General features: G+C 60.7%; 18 protein-coding genes and 3 pseudogenes. 11 read left to right on the top strand and 10 right to left on the bottom strand.

The window, feature by feature from the left end; translation table 11 throughout:
• From NKH23_RS25550 to scpB, 6 genes and pseudogenes are all read right to left on the bottom strand, one after another.
• Positions 1–776, bottom strand: a 776-nt coding sequence (locus NKH23_RS25550) for an IS110 family RNA-guided transposase (protein WP_353035544.1), incomplete at its 3' end; no start/stop codon positions are given.
• 210 nt (positions 777–986) lie between these two features.
• Complete coding sequence (locus tag NKH23_RS25555) at positions 987–2,936, bottom strand: DUF3732 domain-containing protein (RefSeq protein ID WP_353035546.1); 1,950 nt, start codon at positions 2,934–2,936, stop codon at positions 987–989.
• Positions 2,936–3,463, bottom strand: coding sequence for a three component ABC system middle component (locus NKH23_RS25560; protein WP_023680699.1), 528 nt, complete (start codon positions 3,461–3,463; stop codon positions 2,936–2,938). The genes NKH23_RS25555 and NKH23_RS25560 overlap by 1 nt, the downstream gene beginning before the upstream one ends.
• A gap of 5 nt (positions 3,464–3,468) precedes the next feature.
• A complete protein-coding gene (locus NKH23_RS25565) occupies positions 3,469–4,635 on the bottom strand; it encodes an ABC-three component system protein (RefSeq protein WP_353035548.1) in 1,167 nt (388 codons plus the stop codon).
• A gap of 259 nt (positions 4,636–4,894) precedes the next feature.
• Positions 4,895–5,131, bottom strand: coding sequence for a hypothetical protein (locus tag NKH23_RS25570; protein WP_353035741.1), 237 nt, complete (start codon positions 5,129–5,131; stop codon positions 4,895–4,897).
• A pseudogene (scpB, locus tag NKH23_RS25575) lies at positions 5,052–5,790 on the bottom strand (SMC-Scp complex subunit ScpB). Before scpB ends, NKH23_RS25570 begins: the two are co-directional and overlap by 80 nt.
• A gap of 193 nt (positions 5,791–5,983) precedes the next feature.
• On the opposite strand from scpB, the gene NKH23_RS25580 reads away from it, so the two are divergent.
• Positions 5,984–6,439, top strand: coding sequence for a hypothetical protein (locus NKH23_RS25580; RefSeq protein ID WP_353035552.1), 456 nt, complete (start codon positions 5,984–5,986; stop codon positions 6,437–6,439).
• Positions 6,440–7,422: 983 nt separating this feature from the next.
• Here the strand turns inward: NKH23_RS25580 and NKH23_RS25585 are convergent.
• Both NKH23_RS25585 and NKH23_RS25590 read right to left on the bottom strand, forming a co-directional pair.
• Positions 7,423–7,998, bottom strand: a complete 576-nt coding sequence (locus NKH23_RS25585) for an SMC-Scp complex subunit ScpB (protein ID WP_353035554.1) — start codon at positions 7,996–7,998, stop codon at positions 7,423–7,425.
• Between the two features lie 104 nt (positions 7,999–8,102).
• The gene (locus NKH23_RS25590) at positions 8,103–8,771 is read right to left on the bottom strand and encodes a DUF1403 family protein (protein ID WP_353035556.1); all 669 of its coding nucleotides are present in this window, start codon (positions 8,769–8,771) and stop codon (positions 8,103–8,105) included.
• A gap of 464 nt (positions 8,772–9,235) precedes the next feature.
• On the opposite strand from NKH23_RS25590, the gene NKH23_RS25595 reads away from it, so the two are divergent.
• The 10 genes and pseudogenes from NKH23_RS25595 (at position 9,236) to NKH23_RS25640 (ending at position 18,202) form a co-directional block, all read left to right on the top strand.
• The gene (locus NKH23_RS25595; protein WP_502912373.1) at positions 9,236–10,459 is read left to right on the top strand and encodes a site-specific integrase; all 1,224 of its coding nucleotides are present in this window, start codon (positions 9,236–9,238) and stop codon (positions 10,457–10,459) included.
• 415 nt (positions 10,460–10,874) lie between these two features.
• On the top strand, positions 10,875–11,084 hold the full coding sequence (locus NKH23_RS25600; protein WP_023819817.1) for a hypothetical protein: 210 nt from the start codon (positions 10,875–10,877) through the stop codon (positions 11,082–11,084).
• A gap of 115 nt (positions 11,085–11,199) precedes the next feature.
• Positions 11,200–11,332, top strand: a pseudogene (locus tag NKH23_RS25605) (integrase); the annotation flags it as partial.
• Between the two features lie 269 nt (positions 11,333–11,601).
• Positions 11,602–11,943 (top strand): annotated as a pseudogene (locus tag NKH23_RS25610) (ATP-binding protein); the annotation flags it as partial.
• Positions 11,944–11,990: 47 nt separating this feature from the next.
• Positions 11,991–12,422 carry a DUF8612 domain-containing protein gene (locus NKH23_RS25615; protein ID WP_353035743.1) on the top strand — a complete coding sequence of 144 codons (432 nt, stop codon included), beginning with the start codon at positions 11,991–11,993 and terminating at the stop codon, positions 12,420–12,422.
• Positions 12,392–13,066 (top strand): DUF4143 domain-containing protein, encoded by a 675-nt coding sequence (locus NKH23_RS25620; protein ID WP_353035558.1) that lies wholly within the window; start codon positions 12,392–12,394, stop codon positions 13,064–13,066. The genes NKH23_RS25615 and NKH23_RS25620 overlap by 31 nt, the downstream gene beginning before the upstream one ends.
• 691 nt (positions 13,067–13,757) lie before the next feature.
• The gene (gene repA / locus NKH23_RS25625; protein WP_353035560.1) at positions 13,758–14,972 is read left to right on the top strand and encodes a plasmid partitioning protein RepA; all 1,215 of its coding nucleotides are present in this window, start codon (positions 13,758–13,760) and stop codon (positions 14,970–14,972) included.
• Positions 14,969–15,964 carry a plasmid partitioning protein RepB gene (repB, locus tag NKH23_RS25630; protein ID WP_353035562.1) on the top strand — a complete coding sequence of 332 codons (996 nt, stop codon included), beginning with the start codon at positions 14,969–14,971 and terminating at the stop codon, positions 15,962–15,964. Before repA ends, repB begins: the two co-directional genes overlap by 4 nt.
• Positions 15,965–16,121: 157 nt before the next feature.
• Entirely contained in the window at positions 16,122–17,327 is a 1,206-nt protein-coding gene (gene repC / locus NKH23_RS25635; RefSeq protein WP_353035564.1) for a plasmid replication protein RepC, read from the top strand.
• A 521-nt stretch (positions 17,328–17,848) separates the two neighbouring features.
• Positions 17,849–18,202, top strand: coding sequence for a hypothetical protein (locus tag NKH23_RS25640; RefSeq protein WP_353035566.1), 354 nt, complete (start codon positions 17,849–17,851; stop codon positions 18,200–18,202).
• Positions 18,203–18,331: 129 nt separating this feature from the next.
• Here the strand turns inward: NKH23_RS25640 and NKH23_RS25645 are convergent, their stop codons facing one another.
• Both NKH23_RS25645 and NKH23_RS25650 read right to left on the bottom strand, forming a co-directional pair.
• On the bottom strand, positions 18,332–19,678 hold the full coding sequence (locus NKH23_RS25645; RefSeq protein ID WP_353035568.1) for an IS5 family transposase: 1,347 nt from the start codon (positions 19,676–19,678) through the stop codon (positions 18,332–18,334).
• Positions 19,679–19,879: 201 nt separating this feature from the next.
• Positions 19,880–20,476, bottom strand: coding sequence for a hypothetical protein (locus NKH23_RS25650; protein ID WP_353035570.1), 597 nt, complete (start codon positions 20,474–20,476; stop codon positions 19,880–19,882).
• Positions 20,477–20,498: the final 22 nt, after the last annotated feature.

The raw sequence follows: 20,498 nt of genomic DNA on the forward strand, positions 1-20,498 counted from the left end.
TCTCCGGATTGGTAGCGGCGCGTCGTTAGGCCTATCCAGGCGCCAACAGATCGGGACGTCTTGAAGTTGCCCGGATCTTCAATGGCAGTGGCGAATGAGGTTGCGGTGATGGCGCCGATGCCAGGGATCGACATGAGCATGCGGCATGCCTGGCTCTGACGTGCATCTGCGACGAGCTGGCGCCCAAGCTCGGCGGCACGGATGCGAATGCCGCGCCAGGCCTCCAACATCGGCAGCACGATGAGAGCAAGTTCCCCGTGATCGCTAAGAAGGCTCCGAACGTTCTTCTCGAACGTGGTTCCCTTACCTGCAGGAACGAGCAGGCCGAACGTTTTCATGATTCCACGAATCTGGTTGGAAAGTTCGGTGGTGATCCGGACCAGCCGGGTGCGTGCCGCCACGAGCGTGCGGGTCAGCATGCTGTCAAATCCTTTCACCCGCACCTCACGGAAGAATCCCACCTCTGCAAGATGCGCCAAACCGTCGGCGTCGTTCGCGTCGGTCTTATTCGCCGCCATATCGAGCGCAGCTTTGGCATGGCGAGCATCGATGCAGATCGCTGGCACCCTTTCCGCGCGTAGCGCGTGATAGAACCAGACGGAAAGGGGTCCAGTCTCGAACACCACGCGTTTGGCGGCTGGCGCCCGCTTGCGGATAAGCTCGGCAATGATCTTTGGATCAGAGGCGCACTTCCCGCGCCAGACGCGCTTGCCTTCACGTCGGATCGACACCGCTGTCTCTTTCATCGACACGTCGAGACCGATATATTCTTCCATGGCTGTTCTCCATCAGATGCTTGGGCCCGGCGTCAGGTCGTGAGCCCGTATCTCCATCTTATCGGGGAACAGCCACCTTCCAAGGATATGATTGGTTTCAGGGCGACTCGCTCCCGCGATTACCCCATGTGGACGGTGACGTGGCGTTTGCGTTCGTCGGAAGGTACGCCCGAAATGTGTCACAGGCGACTACGCCACGGCAGTGCCGTCTCACAACCAATCGACCGGCACCAGCTTGATGTCGTCACGCCATTCCTCAGTCAGGGTCACTCCTGTGAGACCGCCCCAAACATCCGTCGCGGCGTGGTCAAGGACAATAGCCTGCAACCGGCCTTCCGAGCGCATGACTTCCTTCGCGATCGCGTCGAAGACGGACCGCACGGCGGCGATGTCGTTGTCGCGGCCACGCCCTGTGGCACTTTCGTCACCTGCTGCAAAGCCGCGCGGGAAATAGACCTGGCTGGGCTGGTCGTAGACTAGCAGTCCCGGAACCGGATGGTGACCGACGAGGAAGAAGCGGTGAAGGGCCAGTGTGACCGCGATGTGATAGGCTAGCCAGTTCGCGCCGCTGCCAATCTCCCATAGGTAGTCGGACCGATCCGGATGGATGACCTTAATGGTCAGATCGTCTAGCAGGAGCAGGATCGGCGCCTCGGGCCATTCCGCGTCGAGCAAGGGCAGAATGGTGGACGCCATGTTCTGGATGATCTGCAGGGCATTTTGCGTTTTGCGCTCGACTTCGCGCTCGGAATAGACCTTTCGAAGCTCGTTGACCCGCTCTCGCAGACGATCCAATTCGATCGTCAGGTCCGAACCTTCCTGCGTGCGGTCGAGCGAGAGGAGCGCCTGCAGCAAGCCGCCGACGAAACGCTCGAGCCTGTCCTGTTGGAAAAGCGCCCCCTGCACTTCCTTTGATCTTTGTTCGAGCAGGGTGATTTCCTGGCGGACAGCGGTCAATGTCGCTGTGGCGTCTTCCACCTCCTTTCGCAGACGCAAACGTTCCTTGTCGAAAGTGTGCGATAGACTCGGCTGCGAGCGCATCTCGATTTCAATACCCGCTAGCGCCTGTGTCAGAGTATCGAGCTTGGTTCGACCGACGGAGCCCATGGCAACCAGAGGATCGCCTGAATCGCTTACGCGCTTGCGCAACCATTCTGAGATGTTCAGGCGATCCCGCTGAATGAGGATCGCGTCGCCGTAGGAGTTACTGCTGTCTAGCAGGCGCTGCAATTCGTTATAGGCTTGGCGTTTTTCCGTCAGATCGGCGGATGCCTGGCTTTCCAGCTGGCGAAGTTCCTGCAAGCGTGCCAGTGTGCCGTCGATCGACTCGACGGTAGTGAACGACTGCCGGGTATCGGCTTCGGCGGCTTGGCGGAGGAGATCGACGACGTCCGGCCATTCGCTAGGCATCGGGGTGGCTGCCGGCAACAGGCCGAATTCCAGCGCCTGACGCAGCAAAGCCTGGGTCTCCACCTGCCAGGCGTTCACCGCTTTTTTCGCCGCCTCGAGTGCTGCTTCCTTTCGGCGGGCCTCACGCTGGAGCCGGTCGATCTCCCACTTCGCCAGAAGCATTTCCGGTGTGAGGGCTCCCAGCACGTACGGGAAAATCGCCTTGAGCTTTTCACGATGCTCGCTCGTATCCGCATTGAAAAACAGCACCATCGGATTGGCGACGATATATTGGGGCTGGAATGTGAAAGCGAGCAGATCCCTGAAGCTTACGCGTGACTGGAACCCGGAATCGGCATTCGGGTCGAGCCCGAGTTGGGATAGACCGGCGAGCGCGTCGAGTTTTCGCTTAACGGCATCCGCAGTGATATTTTTTTCGGGTGCCTGCATCGGCACTTCAAGCGCTGCTCCCTCGGCTAGATACATATCGCCAGTCTGGCGAGCATCGCCCGGCTCCCGCCTTGCTAGAAGCTTATGTCCCTCTAACGTCTCTATCAGAAGGCCGAACCAGGCGCAGGCTGTCCGGATCGTTCCCACAGGAATGCTGCATTTTCCCGATCCCAGGCAGTAGTCAATGATGGGAATGACGGCGGATTTGCCGGTTTTGGACGATCCGCTGATGACGTTCACCATACCCGGATGGAATTCAACGATCCGCGGTTCGCCTCCGCTTTTTGGCCACAGGATGAGCTTGCGAATTTGAAAATGCATTAGACAGTTACCTGTAGAAGTTGGAACACCTGTGCTTGGGGCAGCCTTGCACACCACCGCCCCAACTTGTCGGCGTTGGCGACGTGAAATTTCAGCCGCTCGGGCGGCCGGGGAACGTCGACATCGTTAGCCCGCACGAAGCCCGTCGCGTAGTCAACGTGAAGAAGCCGGGAAGCAATCCCGGTCCCGATCGATTGGAGGGTCAGCTCGCGCATGCGCAAGGTCCTGTCATGGACCGCCATGAGACGCTCTCGCTGTTCGCTCAACTTTGCGACAAATTTACTGAGACCCGAAGGCAGGTTCGTCGATCTGAGGTCGGCGAGTGTGCGGGCGTGGAGGATGAGCGGCAGCACCAGGAAGAAAGTCGGCATGGGCAGAAGTTCATCGATCTTTTCAGCCTGGAAGCCTCGTCCGAAGCTCCACAGTAGATGAACACCAAAGGCAGGATTTTGCACCAAGGCGATAGGATTCGCCGTGTCGGAGGGCGAAGGCTGCGGTAACGCGCCTTCGATTTTGCCATCGGTCATTTCGGTCACTCGGGTGGAAACAATGTGAGATACTTGGGATGCCACCCGACACGGCGGGTTTGCGCGAGACAGTTGAAGGCGCCGGCAATGAAATAGGAGGGGAGGGTCTGGCCTTCCAACGGCATGCCTGTGTTGGAGCACTCGCGGTAGACCCGGCGGCCTCGATCCGGCACGGCAAGCACCGGTTGGGTGTCGTCAACTTCATCGCAAACCAGCAAATGCCGGCGGACGAGTTGCTCATCCAGCTCGGAAAAGCTGTCAGCGTAGACGGCGCCGTCGTCTGCCCACTTGACCTTGTCGGCCGTGGTTCTCATGTAGTCGCTGACTGCGGTCACGAGCATGATGTTGCTTGCTTCGATCGCGTTCAGCTGGCGAACGAACAGGGGCGCGCCCAGGAGCGTCCTGTCGATTGCCTGTGGCTCTGGCGCATCGATGCTGGGTGTCAGGACATTCGAGAAGTTGTGCTTTCGCACGAAGGCCCAAAAGCGCTTTCGAAACGCGGAAGCCTCGATTGCAGGTGTCTGTCCCTGGCGGATCAGCTCGTCCATGTCGTCGACCGCCAGCCCGATGGCTGCTGCGCAAAAATCGTCGATCGCATCGACGGGAAGAACGTTCAAGCGATCACGGATGGCGGCGACCGGATCGGCTTCCGCATGAAACGAGCAATGTTGGATGATGGCGCAGCATACAGCGTCCCCAGCCTTGAGGAAGCGGGCGAGATGTGGCTCACACCCCGTTCCCGTTTCACATTCTTCGAAGAGCTCCTTAATTTTTTTGAGGACTTTTTCCGCCTCGGCGGGACTGCCGGCCTTGCTGATCGCGGTGAGCAGCGCACCGGCTTTCGTGTCTGAGACATAATAGCGAAACTCAGACGTACTGGGATCGATGTTTGAATCAAGGCAGGTGTCGGCCCAGTTCCCGAAGGTCTTCCAGAGCTCTTCCGATTTGTTGCTTGCCGGGTTCTTTCCGCTCAGCGTGCTTTTGGCTTGTTCGAAGAGCGCCGTTCCGTCAGGACGATGGACGCCAACATCGTCGATATGTTCGAGGGAGACGGCGATACCGTCGGCCACGCTCAGGAGGTAATAGCAGAGCCGCACCTGCTGAAGCGAAAAGCCGAGATACTGTGCCGGAGCAGAGCTTTTTGCGGCTCTGGGAAGTGTCGGAATAGGCATTCAGTTATATCGCCCGCTACAGATGATGTGCCATTTACAACGAATGGTATTAATTGATTTTATATTTCGCGCAAACGCTTTTGTCGAAATTTACGTGGCCTGATGCGGCTCGCGTTTTCGCTTGAAGTGGGCGATGGCAGCCAAACGCCACGCTTACGCCATCACGCGATTCGCATGCGATTATGTTGGACCAACTTGCCGCCACTTCGTGGAATGGATGATCCCGACAGGGACGCTGTCGTGGCGCACCGCGGTCGGGTTATTCTGGCGGCATCGGCCGCGAGGGATCGCCTGCTTTGCCGATTTCCTGGGAGTCCCCAGATTGGTCCGTGCGCAAGTGTCGGGTGTCGATCTTGCCGGTCAGCTCGAGGCCTTCGCGCAACCGGCAAGAAGACCAGGTCCAGATCTTTCGTAGGTCAGCGGCCAGAGGCCAGCGCTGGGCGAAAAAGCCATGTTCGTTCATCGCCGGCGACGCCAGAATCCCCGTCGCCGTCATTGGAAAACCCCGGCATGATGTCGCCCGCCAACAGCTTCTCCTTCGACAGCAGCCCAGCATCCTCGAGCGCCTCGAAATCCTGCAGCTGGCGCAGCGTGTCGAGGCCGAAGTGGGACAGGAAGGTTTTCGTCGTGACATAGGTTTAGGGCGCGCCAGGTTGCGGACTGCGCGGACCCGAGGCGATAAAATCCTGCGAGCGCAAGACCACGATCAGGTCGCGCGACACTTCCTTGCCGAAAAAGCTCGCGCCGCGCGTGATCGGCTGGAAGTAAGCGATGCACATCAGCACCAGGGCTTCGGACTGCGACAGCGCGGATTCCTGCGCCCCGAGCCCGGCGGCGGCCCGGATTGCATCGCCAAATCCCTTTTTCGTCCGATGCTGCCAGTCGCCGGCGACCGATACCAATCGTAGGGGCGGCCGTGAAGCGCGTCGCGGATGTCGTCGATAATCATATCGATGTTGCAGCCTTTGCCGACGACGCGTGCGAGCACCTCGCGCGTCACCGGTTCGGCCGAGGCAAAGATCACCACTTCGACCCGCCCATCCACTCGCGCCAGCGGAGCTCAGCCGGCAAATGCTCCAGTTCGGTATCAAGTAGCCGGTCGTCTGGCCGCGCTCGCTGGGCATATTTTCTCCGGGCGCCGGATTGCTCAGCCATGGTCAAGCCCGTCGCGCATTTCCTGTTTCGTGCATGGTCGTGGCCTGCGTGATCGTTGTCCCGCCTGCCGCAGTGGGATCGCCTCCTTCGATCAGGACGAACTTATCCCTCAGCATTTCTGCTCCCGATGCGGCTTCGATCTGCGCCTGGCGCCGAAAGCTCTCGTCAAGGCCTCACAGAGGCTGCTCGAAAGATGCATCGACGATATCTGCAAGGTGGAGCTGACCATAGTTTCACGCCTGTTGCGCGCACCGGCCCTGGCCGACAGCACTTCGGCGACAAAAACCTGTCGACGTCGGCGCGCGTCCGCTGCTTTGAGCAGCTGACGCGGCGTGTTGAATGGTTGTTCGCAGGCGCGGACGCGGCCGTGGCGCGACGCCGGCAGAGTATCCTGGCAGCCGGTCGCAATGAGCGGTTGATGACCCGCTTCGCGGAATTCATGGAGAATTACCAGAGTTCACAACGATCGAAGCACTCGCCGCCCGCCGGCGGCGATCTTCCCGCGCTGCTTGAGGCCTACTCACGTGTCAATCGCGTCAGGGCCAGAGAGGGGCAGTGGTTCAAACCCTTCTCCCGAAAAGCAATCAGTTGTATTCTAAGAATCGGTGCTCTGGCAGGAGCGCGCCGCCCGTCGTTGCGAAGCTGGTGATAGCACTGCCGATGCTGACGCTCCCCGTTCATGTCATGTTCGGGCTCGCGAGGTGGTTGACGGGCGACACTTCCCTACGAGCCAGGAGAACTGGCGTGTCCAAGACAGAAGCCGTCCTCGATTGAGGGCATAAAGCGCCTTGCCAAGGCTATTTCAAAGCGAGATTCGATCTCACACAGCAAAGCCCTCGACACGGCATCACAAGTATCGGGCTTTGGCAATTTTCAGCATGCACGCCGATCATTGATGCATGTTCAACGGAAGCCGGCCCGACGCGGCAGGCCGTCTACATCTCCACCTTCTGGCGCGATGGCCAAACACGAACCGCCGGCCGTGAGACGATCTGGGTATTCTTATCAACGCCACTCGATGAGTTGATCAAGCCATCTCAGTATCGATATGCTCATAAGCTCGGTCGTTTCCGGCGCCACGCCTCGGACCATGTGATCGATGAATAAGGCCAGACTCGGCGTACGCGCCGCTGGCGCGCGCTCGCGGGGCTGCAAGGGTATTGCAGTTCATGGATATCACCGGTCTGCGGCCATCCAAGGCACGCGTCGAACCCCGAGGCGGGTATTCGGCCCGCCTGCCGGGACGTGATCATGCAAGTGCCTGGTACGATCCAGTGGCAAAACATCACGTCGGGGCCGACGAACCTTACGCAGGGAGTGTTTCGTCCAAAGTTGCCGAACGGGACGCCTGGGCGCGGCAACACAACTGGTCGCTTGCAAGGCCCGAATGGGCGGGGATCTGGCGAACAACACATCGAGGACCTCCGCCTCGCACAGTCCATGCTGATGCCTTGTGCGCCGTTGAGGGACCTCGTGGGGAAAATCGATCCTTCAGCAGGGTGCCTATCCTGGCATGCGCGTCCACAGGCATCGCCGCCTTCGGACGCTCTTGCCGTCATATAGCTCGAGAAGTTGCGGTGACGATAGCGGTCGTCCGGCCAGGCACAGGCGCTCTATTCGTCGACGTCGGCATCACTCTCGCCGGGCCCGAAAACCCCGGCATGATATCGCCCGCAAGCAGCTTTTCCTTCGACAGCAGCCCCGCATCCTCGATCGCCTCGAAGTCGGGAAGATCGCGCAAGGTTTCGAGCCCGAACTCCAGCAGGATCGCTTTCGTCGTGACATAGGTGTAGGTGCGCCCGGCGTCGGGCTGCGCGGGCCGGAGGCGATCAGGCCGAAGGAGCGCAAATGGCCGATCAGGTCGCGACTGATCTCCTTGCCAAAGACGGACGATAGTTCGGCGCGCGTGATTGGAAGAAGGCGATGCACATCAAGACCAGCACTTCGGATTGCGTCAGGTCGACGGCGCTTTCCGCTGGAGCCGGTGGCCGCACGGATGGCGTCGGCATAGGCCGGCCGGGTCAGGTGCCGAAAACCGCCGGCTACCGCCACCAGATCGTAGGGCCGGCCGCGCAGCTCCTCGCGAATGTCATCGATCAAAAGGTCGATGCTGCAGCTTTTCCGACAATGCGGACCAGCGTTTCGCGGCCGACCGGCTCGCTGCCCGCAAAGATGGTCGCCTCGACGCGATGCATCCATTCGCGCCATCGCGCCTCCGGCGGCAGATGATCCAGCTCACGATCAAACAGGCGGTCGCCTGATCGATGGTCATCTGACCGGCCTCGCCTCTTGCGCACCGCTTCAGCCATTTCCTAAAGCCCGTAGACGCGGGACGTGGTGCGGCCGGACAGCTCGCGGACGGCGCCGAGCTCGACCAACCGGTCGAACAGGCGGCGCAGGCCGCAGTCGCTCATGCCAGCGATCTTTTCCGATGCCACGATCGCGTCGTCGGACAAGAGTCTTTCGACGACCAGGTCCGACGCCCGGGCGCGCAGTTTCGGTGCGACCGCAAGCAGCCGGTGCGCGCGGTGCTCGTGCTCAGCGGAAAGATCAATCGCGCGCAGCGCCGCGCGCGCCTGCGGGGCAAGCAGACCTTCCGCCTGCTCAGATCCCACCTCTTTCCCGGTTGTCGCAATAGGAGGTGCCGGCCGACGTGAACGACCGGAACCCACCCCCAAGGCTACCTCGGTGCCCAGCAGAGGCACTGCATGTGACCAGCCCAGCCGTTGCGCCAGCAGGGCGTCGCCGCGCCAGGCTCCAAGGGCGCGCGAAAAGCCGTGACGTTCGGCGATCGCGAAGGCGCCGGTCATCACTCCTGCCATCCCCTCGCTGGCGGCGAGCTGCCGGAGATCGTCGGTCAGATCGCTCGCGCCCTCGTCATTGCGCGCGAGACCGAGGTCATCCAGCACCGCGCCGATGCTCGCATCCGTCAGCAGTTTCTCCGCAGGCGTTGCGGCCAGCCGGCGCCAGGCGAGAAGCAAACGACGGGCAGGACCGACATCATCGCCTGGCCGCGTGAGCAATACGGCGACAGCGCGCTTTCATTCTCGACGCGGCCGGCCTGCTTCCCCGTTACCGCCGCCGCGGCGAGCGCCAAGCGCTGCCGCTAGGTGCCAGCCCACCTTTCTTGCCGGCGGACCTTGCATCGAGCGCGCCGATGGGGGCGCCGGCTGTGATGGCAATGTCCTCAATGCCTTGTCCCGCAGCCGTTTGGGCGTCGGGGACAGCCCTGCGCAGCCAAGTCGGCACCGCCGCCATTGGCGCGGCCGCCGTGGCGCCGGAGGTACCGTGGTGAGGTAAAGAGGGCTAGGGACGCACAATCATCGAAAGCACGATGAATCATGGCGGCGCTTTTGGCAAGCGCGCGCATCCTAACCGCCGCGCCTGTCGTTTGCATGTAATGAATGATAATGCCTTATCGGTCGTTTTAGGCTTTACATAGGAAATGGCGTCTCTCGTCGATCAAAACCCCGAAAAGCGTGCCCGGCATCGCTCCGCTCGACCACAGGAAACGGTGCCGGGTGTCGACCAGATCGCGCCCGAAGGCTCGGCCGAGGCGGAGGCCTCGATCGCCAACGACATGCCGGACATTATCGACGTCGTCATGGAGATGGGCAGAACGCCGGAAGAGCGGACGCCCGACACCCCTTCGCCCCTTCCGGCCGTCGCGGATCCCCGACTGCCGGCACATCTCGACGCACTCGCCGGGCGCGCACGCGATTATGTCGAGGCGGCGAGCTCGGCCAACACCCGCCGCGCCTACGCCGCCGAATGGAAGCAATTTTGCGCTTGGGCGCGCCGCCAAGGTCTGGAGGTATTCCCGCCGGAACCGCAGACTGTCGGCCTCTACATCACCGCCTGCGCCTCCGGTAAGCTAACGGGCGACAAGAAGCCGAACTCCGTTTCGACAATCGAGCGACGTCTCTCTTCGCTGACCTGGAGTTTTTCTCAGCGTGGCCAGCCACTGGACAGAAAAGACCGCCATATCGCGACCGTCATGGCCGGCATTCGCAACAGCCACGCCTCCCCTCCCCGGCAGAAGGAAGCGGTGTTGCCCGAGGATCTGATCGCAATGCTGGAAACGCTTGACCGCGGCAGCCTGCGTGGCCTGCGCGACCGCGCCATGCTGCTCCTCGGCTTTGCTGGTGGCCTGCGTCGCTCCGAGATCGTCGGCCTGGATTGCGGCCGTGACCAGACCGAGAATGGCCGCGGCTGGGTGGAAATCCTCGACAAAGGCACGCTGGTCCGCCTGCGCGGCAAGACCGGCTGGCGGGAGGTCGAAGTCGGACGCGGCTCGTCCGATGCGACCTGCCCGGTGGTAGCTCTGGAAACTTGGCTCAAGCTCGCGCGCATCGCGCACGGCCCCCTCTTCCGGCGTGTCACCGGCCAGGGCAAGGCGGTCGGCGCCGATCGGCTTAACGACCAGGAGGTCGCCCGCCTCGTCAAGCGGACCGCCCTGGCCGCCGGCGTGCGCGGTGACCTGCCGGAAGGCGAACGCGAAAAACTCTTTGCAGGCCATTCGCTGCGCGCCGGTTTGGCATCCTCGGCCGAAGTCGACGAGCGCTATGTGCACAAGCAGCTTGGCCACACCAGCGCCGAGATGACGCGCAGATACCAGCGACGGCGCGATCGGTTTAGGGTCAACCTCACCAAGGGGTCGGGGCTGTGAAAAGCCCCCTCCCCTCCCCGCTTCAGGCCACCGTATGGCGGTCCGGGGAAGACAGGATTTCACCTTAGCGCTTCAATTGAAATCGGGAAGTAAAAGCGACAACCGCTCTGTGCAACAGGCATCGCGCTATTACAACGACGCCGAGCGCCAATTGGGACGCGCCGCGCGGCTGATCGTCTGACCGGCCTCAGGCTCACTGGTCCCAGCCGCGCTGTTCGGCTCAAAACGATCCCACTGCGCTGCACATGGCCGCTGAGCCGCAAAAATTGCGCTTCGCGGGTGCCAGGGAACTTGCTCAGCGGGGCCTGACGTTGCAAGGATCGAAACGTATTGTAGCGCGAACGCAGTACCCATCGCGCACCTTGATCTTGGCCCAAGTAGGCTCAACAAATCGCAAACGCGGGAGCGCGTATTGATGGAAACCAGGATCATCGACAGCCGGGACGATTTCGCGCAATGGGCAATCGATCGGGCCAATGCGATCCTGACGGATCAGGGTTCGGAACTCGCCACCGTCGCCCGCAACGGAAACGAAGCCCAAATCGGCGCGACGGCACAGGCGCTCGGCCAGGCGATCGTCGATGCGCTGCTTGAGGCGTTTGATGGCCTCGCAGGCGACGAATGAGCCGTGAGACACATGACTGCTGTGACGATGGAAACGGCGGCCGGCACGCGGGCTCACAGATCCATCCAGCCTCGGCCGGCAGAGGAGGAAAGGCCCTTTGCAGGCCAACCGCTGGGCTGGCCTGGCCTCCTCGGCCGAGGTCGACGATCTATGTTCAGAAGCAGCTTGGCCATCCCTCCAAGATGACCCGCAAATACCAGCATCGACGCGACCGGTTCCGGGTCAACCTCACCACAGCGGCAGGGCTCTGCAAAGCCCTCCCCCTCCCCCCGTTTGAAGCCGTAAGGTGGAAACTGCGGTTCGAGATTTTAGCTAGCGCTTCAATTAAAGTCGGGAATACCCAGCATCAGCGGATAGCTGCAATCCCTGTGCGCGCGCGGCGGCCTGTTCCTTCCTGTGTGCGCGGCGGCCTGTTCCTTGCAAAATCGGAACGTTACTCCATAATTGCAAGGATAATCGAGCGGCGCATCACGACTGAACTCACCGAGCTACTGAACTCACCGAGCTATTGGACAACATGCCCGCCGTGGCGCTGCTTGGACGACGCCAGGTTGGCAAGACCACGCTCGCGCTCGAAATAGCCGAACGGCGACCTTCTATCTATCTCGACCTATCCGACGCCGACCGCGCCCGGCTCACGGAGCCGGAACTATATCTGGCCGACCATGAAGATAAGCTGGTCATCTTGGATGTGGTCCACCGGCTATCGAACCTGTTCCAAAACCTGCGAGGACTAATCGACCGCGGCCGCCGCGTTGGGCGAAAAGCTGGCCGCTTCTTGCTCCTGGGATCGGCATCGATCGATCTCCTGAAGCAGTCGGGCGAAAGCCTTGCTGGCCGTATCGCCTATCTCGAGATGCGTCCGATCGACGGTCTGGAAGTCGGCGCCGCCGACCTTGGGCCGCTATGGTACGCGGCGGCTTCCCCGACAGCTTTCTGGCCACTAGCGACTGCGCCAGTCAACGATGGCGGCAGGATTTCATCTGCACCTATCTGGAGCGCGACATCTCCCTCCTCGGTCCACGCATTCCGGCCGAGACGCTGCGCCGCTTCTGGACCATGCTGGCCCCCCACCAGGTCGGCCTTCTCAACGCAGCCGAGTTCGCCCGCGCGCTCGGCGTCGACGGTAAGACCGTCGCGTCCTATCTTGATCTGCTGGTCGATCTCCTGCTGGTGCGCCGGTTGGAGCCGTGGCACGCTAATGTCGGCAAGCGCTTGGTCAAATCCCCGCGCGTTTATGGTCCGCGACAGCGGCATGACCCATACGCTGCTTGGTCTCGCAACTCAGGAAGACGTCCTTTCATCCGGTGGCCGGCGCCTCCTGGGAAGGGTTCGTAATCGAAACCCTCACTGCCGCCGCCCCCGCCGGCGCCCTAAGCAATTTCTACCGAACAGCTGCGGGTGCGGAGATCGACTTGCTACTAACGCTGCCGGGCCAGCGCCTCTGGGCCATCGAAATCAAGCGTAGTCTGACGCCAAAGCTGGAAAAGGGTTCTATCAGGCCTGCGAGGACCTTGCTCCGGAGCAGCGCTTCGTCGTCTTTCCAGGATCGGAGCGTTTTCCGCTCCAGCGTGGCATCGAAGCGGTGCCCCTGCAGGATCTGGGCAGGGCGTTGCTTGACGAAGCATGATGCAGAAGTTCTGGCATTCCGCTTCCGCTCAGGGCGAGGCTCAAGCTCTCTCCTTCACTGCTGCAGAGCGAAAAGCCAGCTCGAGGCGTGCTTTGTGTGGCTTGTCGTTGGCGATCCGAGCGAAACGGCCTTGACCTCGGCAAAAGAGGGCCGTGACACCGGCCTTTCAGCCGCCTTCCGCGTGAGCCAAACGAAACGGTTGCTCTCGGCGAGCACAATTAGTGACGCTCGTTATCGAGCCGCAGCTGTTTCCTCACCGCCGCCCAGTCGAGCGGCTCCTTTCATTAGCTTGCGCGGTTCTGCGGAACGGGGGAGGGGGGTCTACACAGTGGCACCCGCTGGCGCCTATTAAGCGCTTCCCTGTAGGCTCTTCTGCAAAACGGACCCGCTCACTCGCGCCGCCGTATGACCTGCTCAAATCGCGACGTCCGCGACCGTGCCGTTTTGCTGACGATTTCGCGTTGACGGGCCTCCGTCGCAGCAAAATTGCTGCTCTCCGGGTCGAACGCTGATCCAGGAAGAGTCCGAGCCGGCGTGATCCCAAGGCACCCGACGGCGAAAAACTGCCCTGCCTATGGATGAGGCCACACCAGGACGAACAGGCCGACAGCGACGCTTTCGTGCTGCTCGTCCCCGGCCAGCGACTGTGCTGCAGTCGTGGTTCGAGCGCGCAGGGTAGTGGCCAGGACAGGCGGCGGACAGCGCACTGGCGTAAACGTATGGCGCAAGCTCGGGAGGCCGGGTTCGAGCGGAGCGCGGTGTGCCGTTCGGGATTCAGCGGCTTTATTCCTCTTTTTTTTGCTTCACGTGAATCTAGAACGGAGAAGTTGGCCGCGGCCAACTTTGCTGGTTGGCCGCGACAGAGGCACTATTGGAACCAGTCGATTCGCACGAAAGAAGAGTTGGCCGCGGCCAACTATCGGCCGTCGTTCACCGGAAACCGTTGAATCATAAGGGTTGTTGGCATGGTTACCGAATCGTGCCATGTTCGATACGGTTTTTTAGCAATTCACCGCTAAAAAGCGCATCGAAAGGGGAACTCGATGTTGCAGACTCAAAACGTATCGACGGCCATTTCTTCCGACGCGCGGATTGCTCATCATGCGCGCCAGCTGTCTATGCAGCTACAGTTACTGCGGGAGCGCCTGTTCCCGCCGTCCTCCCAGAAAATGTTGAAAACGTTCACCTCCGGCGAGGCCGCTCAGCTCGTCGGGGTATCAGACGGCTACCTACGGCAGCTTTCAATAGATGGCAAAGGCCCTTTGCCCGAGGTGTCCCAGACGGGACGACGTTCGTATTCTCTCGCCCAAATTCATGAGTTGCGGCAGTACATGGCTTCTATCAAGCCGAAGGATGCACTCACTTACCTTCCGTGGCGGCAGAGAGGCGAAAAGCTCCAGACGATTGCCGTCGCCAACTTCAAGGGCGGCAGTGCAAAGACAACGACATCCATCTACCTCGCACAGTACCTTGCCCTGCAGGGATACCGTGTTCTCGCGGTTGATCTCGACCCACAGGCTTCGTTGTCTTCGATGCTCGGTGTTCAGCCGGAGTTCGATCTAGCGGAAGGCGATACGCTCTACGGTGCGATCCGTTACGACGAGAAGCGGCGGCCGCTGAAGGAAATAATCAGAAAAACGTACTTCGCTGGCCTCGACCTCGTTCCCGGAAACTTGGAACTGATGGAGTTCGAGCACGAAACCCCGACTGCTCTGATGGAGCAGCGGAAAACAGGCAACAGCGAAATCTTCTTTCGGCGCGTTGGCAAGGCCTTGGCCGAAGTCGAAGCCGATTATGACATTGTGGTGGTCGATTGCCCGCCGCAACTCGGATACCTGACGCTTGGCGCGGTTTGCGCAGCGACATCGCTTCTGATCACCGTCCATCCTCAGATGGTCGACGTGGCGTCAATGTCGCAGTTTCTGCTGATGACTTCCGACCTTCTGTCGGTCGTCCGGAAAGCAGGCGGCGATCTGAACCACGATTTCATCCGGTATGTCATAACGCGCCATGAGCCGCACGATGGTCCGCAAGCACAGATCGTTGCCCTGTTGAGAAGTCTCTTCGGGGACGAGGTTTTGGCGGCGACAGTCCTGAAATCGACGGCAATCGCCGATGCTGGGCTTACGAAACAGACACTCTATGAAATCGAACGAGGACAAGTCCGCCGCTCGACATTCGATAGGGCGATCGAGTCCCTGGATGCAGTCAACGGGGAAATCCTCGGCGGCATCGAAAAGGCATGGGAGCGGTCATGAGCAGGCGAGACGTTCTGAACGGAATATTTGCCGATACGACCCGAGAGTTGGCCGCGGCCAACTTTTCCAAAGAGACGGATGGCGGTCGTGTCCTGGCGGGGCCCGTAAGGACGATGGGACTTGCCCTCGACCGCATGGACCAGGAAGCCAGAGAACTTCGGGAAGCCTTGAAGTCCGGCGAGAGGGTTGTCGAACTTGATCCCGAACTCATTGACGGCTCATTCGTGCGTGATCGCCTCGACGGCGAGGTGACCGCTACGGACGATATTGTGAGGTCGATCGAGGAAAACGGCCAGGAAGTGCCCATTCTCGTCAGGCAGCATCCCGATCTCGAAGGACGATACCAGGTTGCCTATGGCCATAGGAGGCTTCGTGCTGTCAGGCTCCTGAGGCGGAAGGTAAGGGCGGTTGTCAGGCCCTTAACGGACAATGAACTCGTCGTCGCACAAGGCATCGAAAACACTGCGAGAAAGGATCTCTCTTATATCGAGAGGGCGGTCTTTGCGTTAAGCCTCGAAACACACGGCTTCGGCCGCGATCTGATCATGCAGGCGTTAAGCACTGACAAGACGGAACTGTCGAAACTGTTGTCTGTCGCCAAGGGCATTCCGGCCAGCCTAGTTAAAGTGATCGGTGCCGCACCCTCTATGGGCCGTCGCAGGTGGATGGATATTGCCGAAAAGATCACTGATCCCAAAGCGCTAGAAGCCGCTAGAAATGCCATCCACAGGCCTGAATTCGAGGCCTTGGGCTCGGACGAACGCTTCATGATGGTTCTTGCGGAGGTTTCGAAGAAGCCGCGGCGAGAACAGGTCAGGGAGTGGAAACCGAACGGTGGCAATGTCGCGGCAAAGATCAAGGACGCCGGGAGGGCCTATACGCTCTCCCTTAAGACTGCCGAAGCCGATGAGGGCTTCGGCGCATATCTGACAGAACGGCTGGACGATCTCTATGCCGACTGGCAGGCAAACAGAAAACCGAAGCAGGAGTAAACCGCAAAAGAAAAAGGCCCCCAAACGACCTTAGCCGTGGAAGCCTCTTTCAAAGTTGTCGCAAACTGAGAATCGCATTTCCACGAATCACTGTCAAGAGTCTAGGCGTCGATTCGGCGAGCAGATTTCTTTTGCCTAATTGAAGGCGAAGGAAGAAATGGAGACGGGTATTGCAACGACGCCCTTTGGGCGGCGGCCGATGTCGCTTGCCATGCTGGCAGCGCAAAACGACTCACGTGAAATCCCCAAGGACAGGGTCGTTGAGAAATGGCAGATCTACCGCGACCTCTGCGAGGGCAAGAGCATCGTCGGCATCGGCGATCGCGCCCTGGCCGTCATGAATGCGCTGCTATCATTCTATCCTGACAGCGAGCTGAGTGAGGAAAACGGCCTCATTGTGTTTCCCTCGAACGCACAGCTGTCCCTCAGGGCGCACGGCATGCCCGAGCCCACAGTCAGGCGGCACCTGGCGGCCCTTGTGGACTGCGGGCTGATCATCCGTCGGGACAGCCCGAACGGCAAGCGTTACGCGCGCAAGGGGAGGGGAGGCGAGATCGAGGAAGCATTTGGCTTCTCCCTGGCGCCGCTGCTGGCCCGTGCTCACGAGTTCGAGGCGGCGGCTGAGCGTGTTCGCGCCGGCAACAGGGCGCTCAGGCTTATGCGCGAGCGGATCACTTTGCACCGCCGGGATATCCAGAAGTTGGTCGAGGCGGCGGTTGAGGAAGACGTGCCAGGCGACTGGGGAGGCCTGTGGAGGCGGTTCCGCGCCGTTGTGGAGGCAATTCCGCGCCGTGCTTCGATTGTCGAGCTAGAGCCGATCGTGGGCGATCTGGCCGCATTGCATGACGAAGTGGATAAGCTGCTGGAAGTTCACATGAAATCCACGAATACGAGCGGCAATGACTGCCAAAACGAGCGGCAGCAATCTGATTCAAATACCGACTCTATTTTTGAATTTGAACCTGCTTTAGAGAAAAGCGGGTCGACGGCCGAGCCAAGGACGAGGACCGCAGAGCCCCCGAAAACCTATCCGCTAGGGCTTGTGCTGAAGGCCTGCCCGGAATTTTTGGATTACGCCGTCGACGGGATCGGCAACTGGCGCGATTTAATGATCACGGCGGCCCAGGTGCGGGGCTACCTTGGCGTTTCGCCGTCAGCATATGAGGAAGCGTGCCATGTGATGGGCCAGGAGGTCGCCGCAATGGTGATTGCCTGCATTGTGCAAAGGGCACAGCACATCAACTCCGCAGGCGGCTATCTGCGGGTGCTGACCGAAAAGGCGCGGGCGGGGCAGTTTTCGGTCGGACCGATGCTGATGGCGGCGCTGAAGGCCAACGGGGCAACGGCGCGAATGACCGGATGAGTGTGGGTACCGGGATTTTCGGAACGAGGGCTCAGGGTTTGCTCCGCGCGATAGGGCCTGGACAGTGGCTGCAGCGCTTGTCGGTAAGAAAGCCCTATGCGAGGATCAAGGACATGAAAAACGAACACGACCGGGAACCGACGCCCGATGAAACCGCCGGAATAATGCGGTGGAACTCACTTACGGACGCCGATCGCGCGGCTTGGCTGGCGCTGGCCGGCAGCGCCGTCCCTGCGGATGCCTGGGTAGCGTACAAGCGGCTCGGAAATGTTGAGCGTCAACCGCGGACTATAAAGTGACGGCGGTCCCTGCGGATCGAGATCACGAGATGACTGGTTCTGCCACGAGAGCAAGCCTTTGGGCTCGATGGGGCAGGTTGACGAAGCCGACCATCGAGCAGATCCCCTTGTGATCCGCTAATGTAGGCGCTCAAGCTGGTTCGATTAGGAGCTTGAAAACTGCCGAAAATTGCCATATTTTTTGCACAAGAGACGTGGCTTTTATATGGTGGAGTGGATCCTATGAGCCAGGCACTCAAGACTTCCGTGCAGAATGAACCTCTCGTCTTGTCCTATATGGACCGGAGCGGGAAGATCGCGATCGAGCAGGTCGCGGATGGGTTTGGCATGTCCAAGGGCCAGTTGGCCCAGACCGCCGGTCTTGCTCGCGAGACCCTCTATCGGTCTGAGCGCAGCCGGACGGTAAAGACACAGGGACGTCTGCGTGAAATGCTCGAGATCATCAGTCGGGTGACGGATTGGGCGGGCGGCAAGGAACAAGCGATGGCCTGGTCTGGTTCCGAGTTTTGCTCCCGGTGCCGAGACGGAGGATCGCAACCTGGTGCTTTGGGACTGGGGTCCGCATCTTCCGCATAAGGTAACTGTATTCGACCCGAGCGGCCGGCTGCCAAAGGACCAGCTGTCCTGGCGATGAAGAATTCGCGAAGGGCAGGGACGTTTTCGGCTGCAGGTGTCGCGCGAGTCGGCCGTGAACAATGAGAGGGATCAGGCTTCGAGTTCCTTCGGCTGACTTTGAGGGGCGGCGAGGAGAATCCACAAAAGAGCCTTCAGCCACCTAAGCAGGAGGGAGAAGTTGTAGCCGGCGGCGGCCAGGATGGCGTTGACGGCATCGCCCTGCTTGCCGGCGAGATAGTTGCGGCCCATCCGGTGCTCGGCCTTGATGTGGCCGATCACGGGCTCGACGGCCGATCGCCGCCGCATCTGGCGCTTGATGGCTGGGGTGACACGGCGTTTCTGGCCGCTGGTGAAGACCCTGAACTTGTGGCTCTCCGGTGCGTTGTGGCCGCGATAGCCGGCGTCGGCGAGGACGCGGCTGATCTCGTTGCCGATGGTCTTTTCCATGTCAGAGATGATCGCTGCGAGCGTGTGGCCGTCATAGGGATTGCCGGGCAGCGCTTTTGCATGCAGGGCGAACTGGCCACCCTTTGAACGCTTCAGCGTGGTGGCCACCGACACCTTCACCCCGAACTCGTAGGGTGCATGCGCCTTGCCCTTACCGATGCATTCCACCTCGTGCGCATGCAGGCTGTAGATTTTGCGGCCGCGCTGGCGCTCACGCTGCTCGAGAACGGTAGAGGCCTGGTAGAGCGACCATTTGAAGAGCGCGTCCAGTTCCGCATCGCCGGCGATCTGGCGGGAGATGTCGCGAACGGTCCGGCCGAGATAGGTCTTGAGCCTGCGCAGCGCCTTGTTGGCCCGCTTGAACTGCTTGGCGTGCGCATAGCGCTGCTGCTTGATCAGCGCCAGCTTGCCGACCCGCACATAGGTCTGGCGCAAATCCAGCCCCGCCCGTTTGGCCAGCCGCACCAGCCGTTCGCGGGCCCGGTGGATGAGCTTGGCGTCGGTCGGGAACATCACGTTCTTCGGCTGCACGGTCGTGTCCACGATCACTTGGCGCGTGTCGGTCGGCTTCATCGCCCCGGTCTTGACCGCAATGCTGAGGCTTTCCTGCAAAAGCGCGACGATCCGCTCCTCGCCCATGCGGCTGCGCCAGCGCGTCATCGACGAGCGGTCGAAGGGCAAGTCGTGGCGGAAGAACTCCTCGCCGCACAGATACTGGAAGTAGGGGTTTTCCACCCAGCGCTCGCACAGCACCTCGTCCGACAGGTTGAAGGTGTGCTTAAGGATCGCCAGCCCCGCCATCAGCCGGGTCGGCAGCGGCGGCATGCCGGGACCGTCCGAATAGACCGCACCGAAACGCTCCTCCAGCACCGGCCAGTCGATCGCCTGCGCCAGGCGCACCAGCTCGTGCTTCATGTTGATGATTTGATCGAGCCTGGAGCGGAAAAGATCCTGCTCTCCCGTCTCGCGCTTCTCGCGTGGCCTGGACACTGCGTCCCCCTCGATTCGCCGCCGCCGACCGAGTGAATCACGCTCCGCAGCACAAGGGAATCGCAAAATCGAATTGCAAGAAAACAGTGCCCAAACACCGCAAATCCTGCAATTCCAAAGCCGACCTCCGCCCTAATCAGGATGCCAGATCAACGGTTTGCGGATAGTTCACGGCCGACGCGCGAGCTTTCGGGCGCGATATCAGTCACCGACCTCGATCAAATTGAGATCGCACCACGTCCTCAATGCTCTTCCCTCAGCATTCGCTTCGAAAGCGTACCACAGATCGAGTGCACCCGTTGGCTGCAACAGATCGTTGAATCTTGCGTACGCGCCTCTTTTGCTGAAGATCTCTTGAACGTCACCGACGTTGTCAGGCAGAAAATGGCGGGCGAAGTCCAGTACGAGCGGCTTGCCCAGGTCGAGTTCTTTCTTGCCAGGTATCTGGACGTATTTTTCACTGTCGTCGATATCATCCGGCAATTCATCCAAATCGCCCGTGAATTCGGAATGCCAGTAGAGCGTGCTGGACTGCTTGCACAGAAAGGCCTGATGTTCTCCCGTGCCCCGGAGCTGACGAATCCGAAAGCTAACTCTATGTCCTTGAAGCTGACGGGCATTGTCGTTCGGCGTCCCAAATGGAGTGGCGTGGAGCCAACGCATCAGAGGTCGGTACCACGAGCTGTTCTCGATCCTGCCCCGCCGCATGGTGTACCGGGCGGTGACGAAGTCGCTCGCGAGCGCTCTCAACAACGCTGGAGCGAGCGGCGTAGCGGGGGCATCGATGTTCGCCGGCAAGGTCGAGTTGCTCACACCAACC

Origin of the sequence: Mesorhizobium sp. M1328 (assembly GCF_040318075.1) — a bacterium.
Classification (GTDB): domain Bacteria; phylum Pseudomonadota; class Alphaproteobacteria; order Rhizobiales; family Rhizobiaceae; genus Mesorhizobium.

Bases quoted from the DNA above. Each gene is read 5' to 3' on its own strand.
- NKH23_RS25580 (WP_353035552.1), top strand. From the start codon at position 5,984: ATGCATCGACGATATCTGCAAGGTGGAGCTGACCATAGTTTCACGCCT.
- repB (WP_353035562.1), top strand. From the start codon at position 14,969: ATGAGCAGGCGAGACGTTCTGAACGGAATATTTGCCGATACGACCCGA.
- NKH23_RS25570 (WP_353035741.1), bottom strand. From the start codon at position 5,131: ATGACGGCGACGGGGATTCTGGCGTCGCCGGCGATGAACGAACATGGC.
- NKH23_RS25560 (WP_023680699.1), bottom strand. From the start codon at position 3,463: ATGACCGATGGCAAAATCGAAGGCGCGTTACCGCAGCCTTCGCCCTCC.
- NKH23_RS25565 (WP_353035548.1), bottom strand. From the start codon at position 4,635: ATGCCTATTCCGACACTTCCCAGAGCCGCAAAAAGCTCTGCTCCGGCA.
- repA (WP_353035560.1), top strand. From the start codon at position 13,758: ATGTTGCAGACTCAAAACGTATCGACGGCCATTTCTTCCGACGCGCGG.
- NKH23_RS25640 (WP_353035566.1), top strand. From the start codon at position 17,849: ATGAGCCAGGCACTCAAGACTTCCGTGCAGAATGAACCTCTCGTCTTG.
- NKH23_RS25600 (WP_023819817.1), top strand. From the start codon at position 10,875: ATGGAAACCAGGATCATCGACAGCCGGGACGATTTCGCGCAATGGGCA.
- NKH23_RS25555 (WP_353035546.1), bottom strand. From the start codon at position 2,936: ATGCATTTTCAAATTCGCAAGCTCATCCTGTGGCCAAAAAGCGGAGGC.
- NKH23_RS25615 (WP_353035743.1), top strand. From the start codon at position 11,991: ATGGTACGCGGCGGCTTCCCCGACAGCTTTCTGGCCACTAGCGACTGC.
- repC (WP_353035564.1), top strand. From the start codon at position 16,122: ATGGAGACGGGTATTGCAACGACGCCCTTTGGGCGGCGGCCGATGTCG.
- NKH23_RS25585 (WP_353035554.1), bottom strand. From the start codon at position 7,998: ATGGCGCGAATGGATGCATCGCGTCGAGGCGACCATCTTTGCGGGCAG.
- NKH23_RS25595 (WP_502912373.1), top strand. From the start codon at position 9,236: ATGGCGTCTCTCGTCGATCAAAACCCCGAAAAGCGTGCCCGGCATCGC.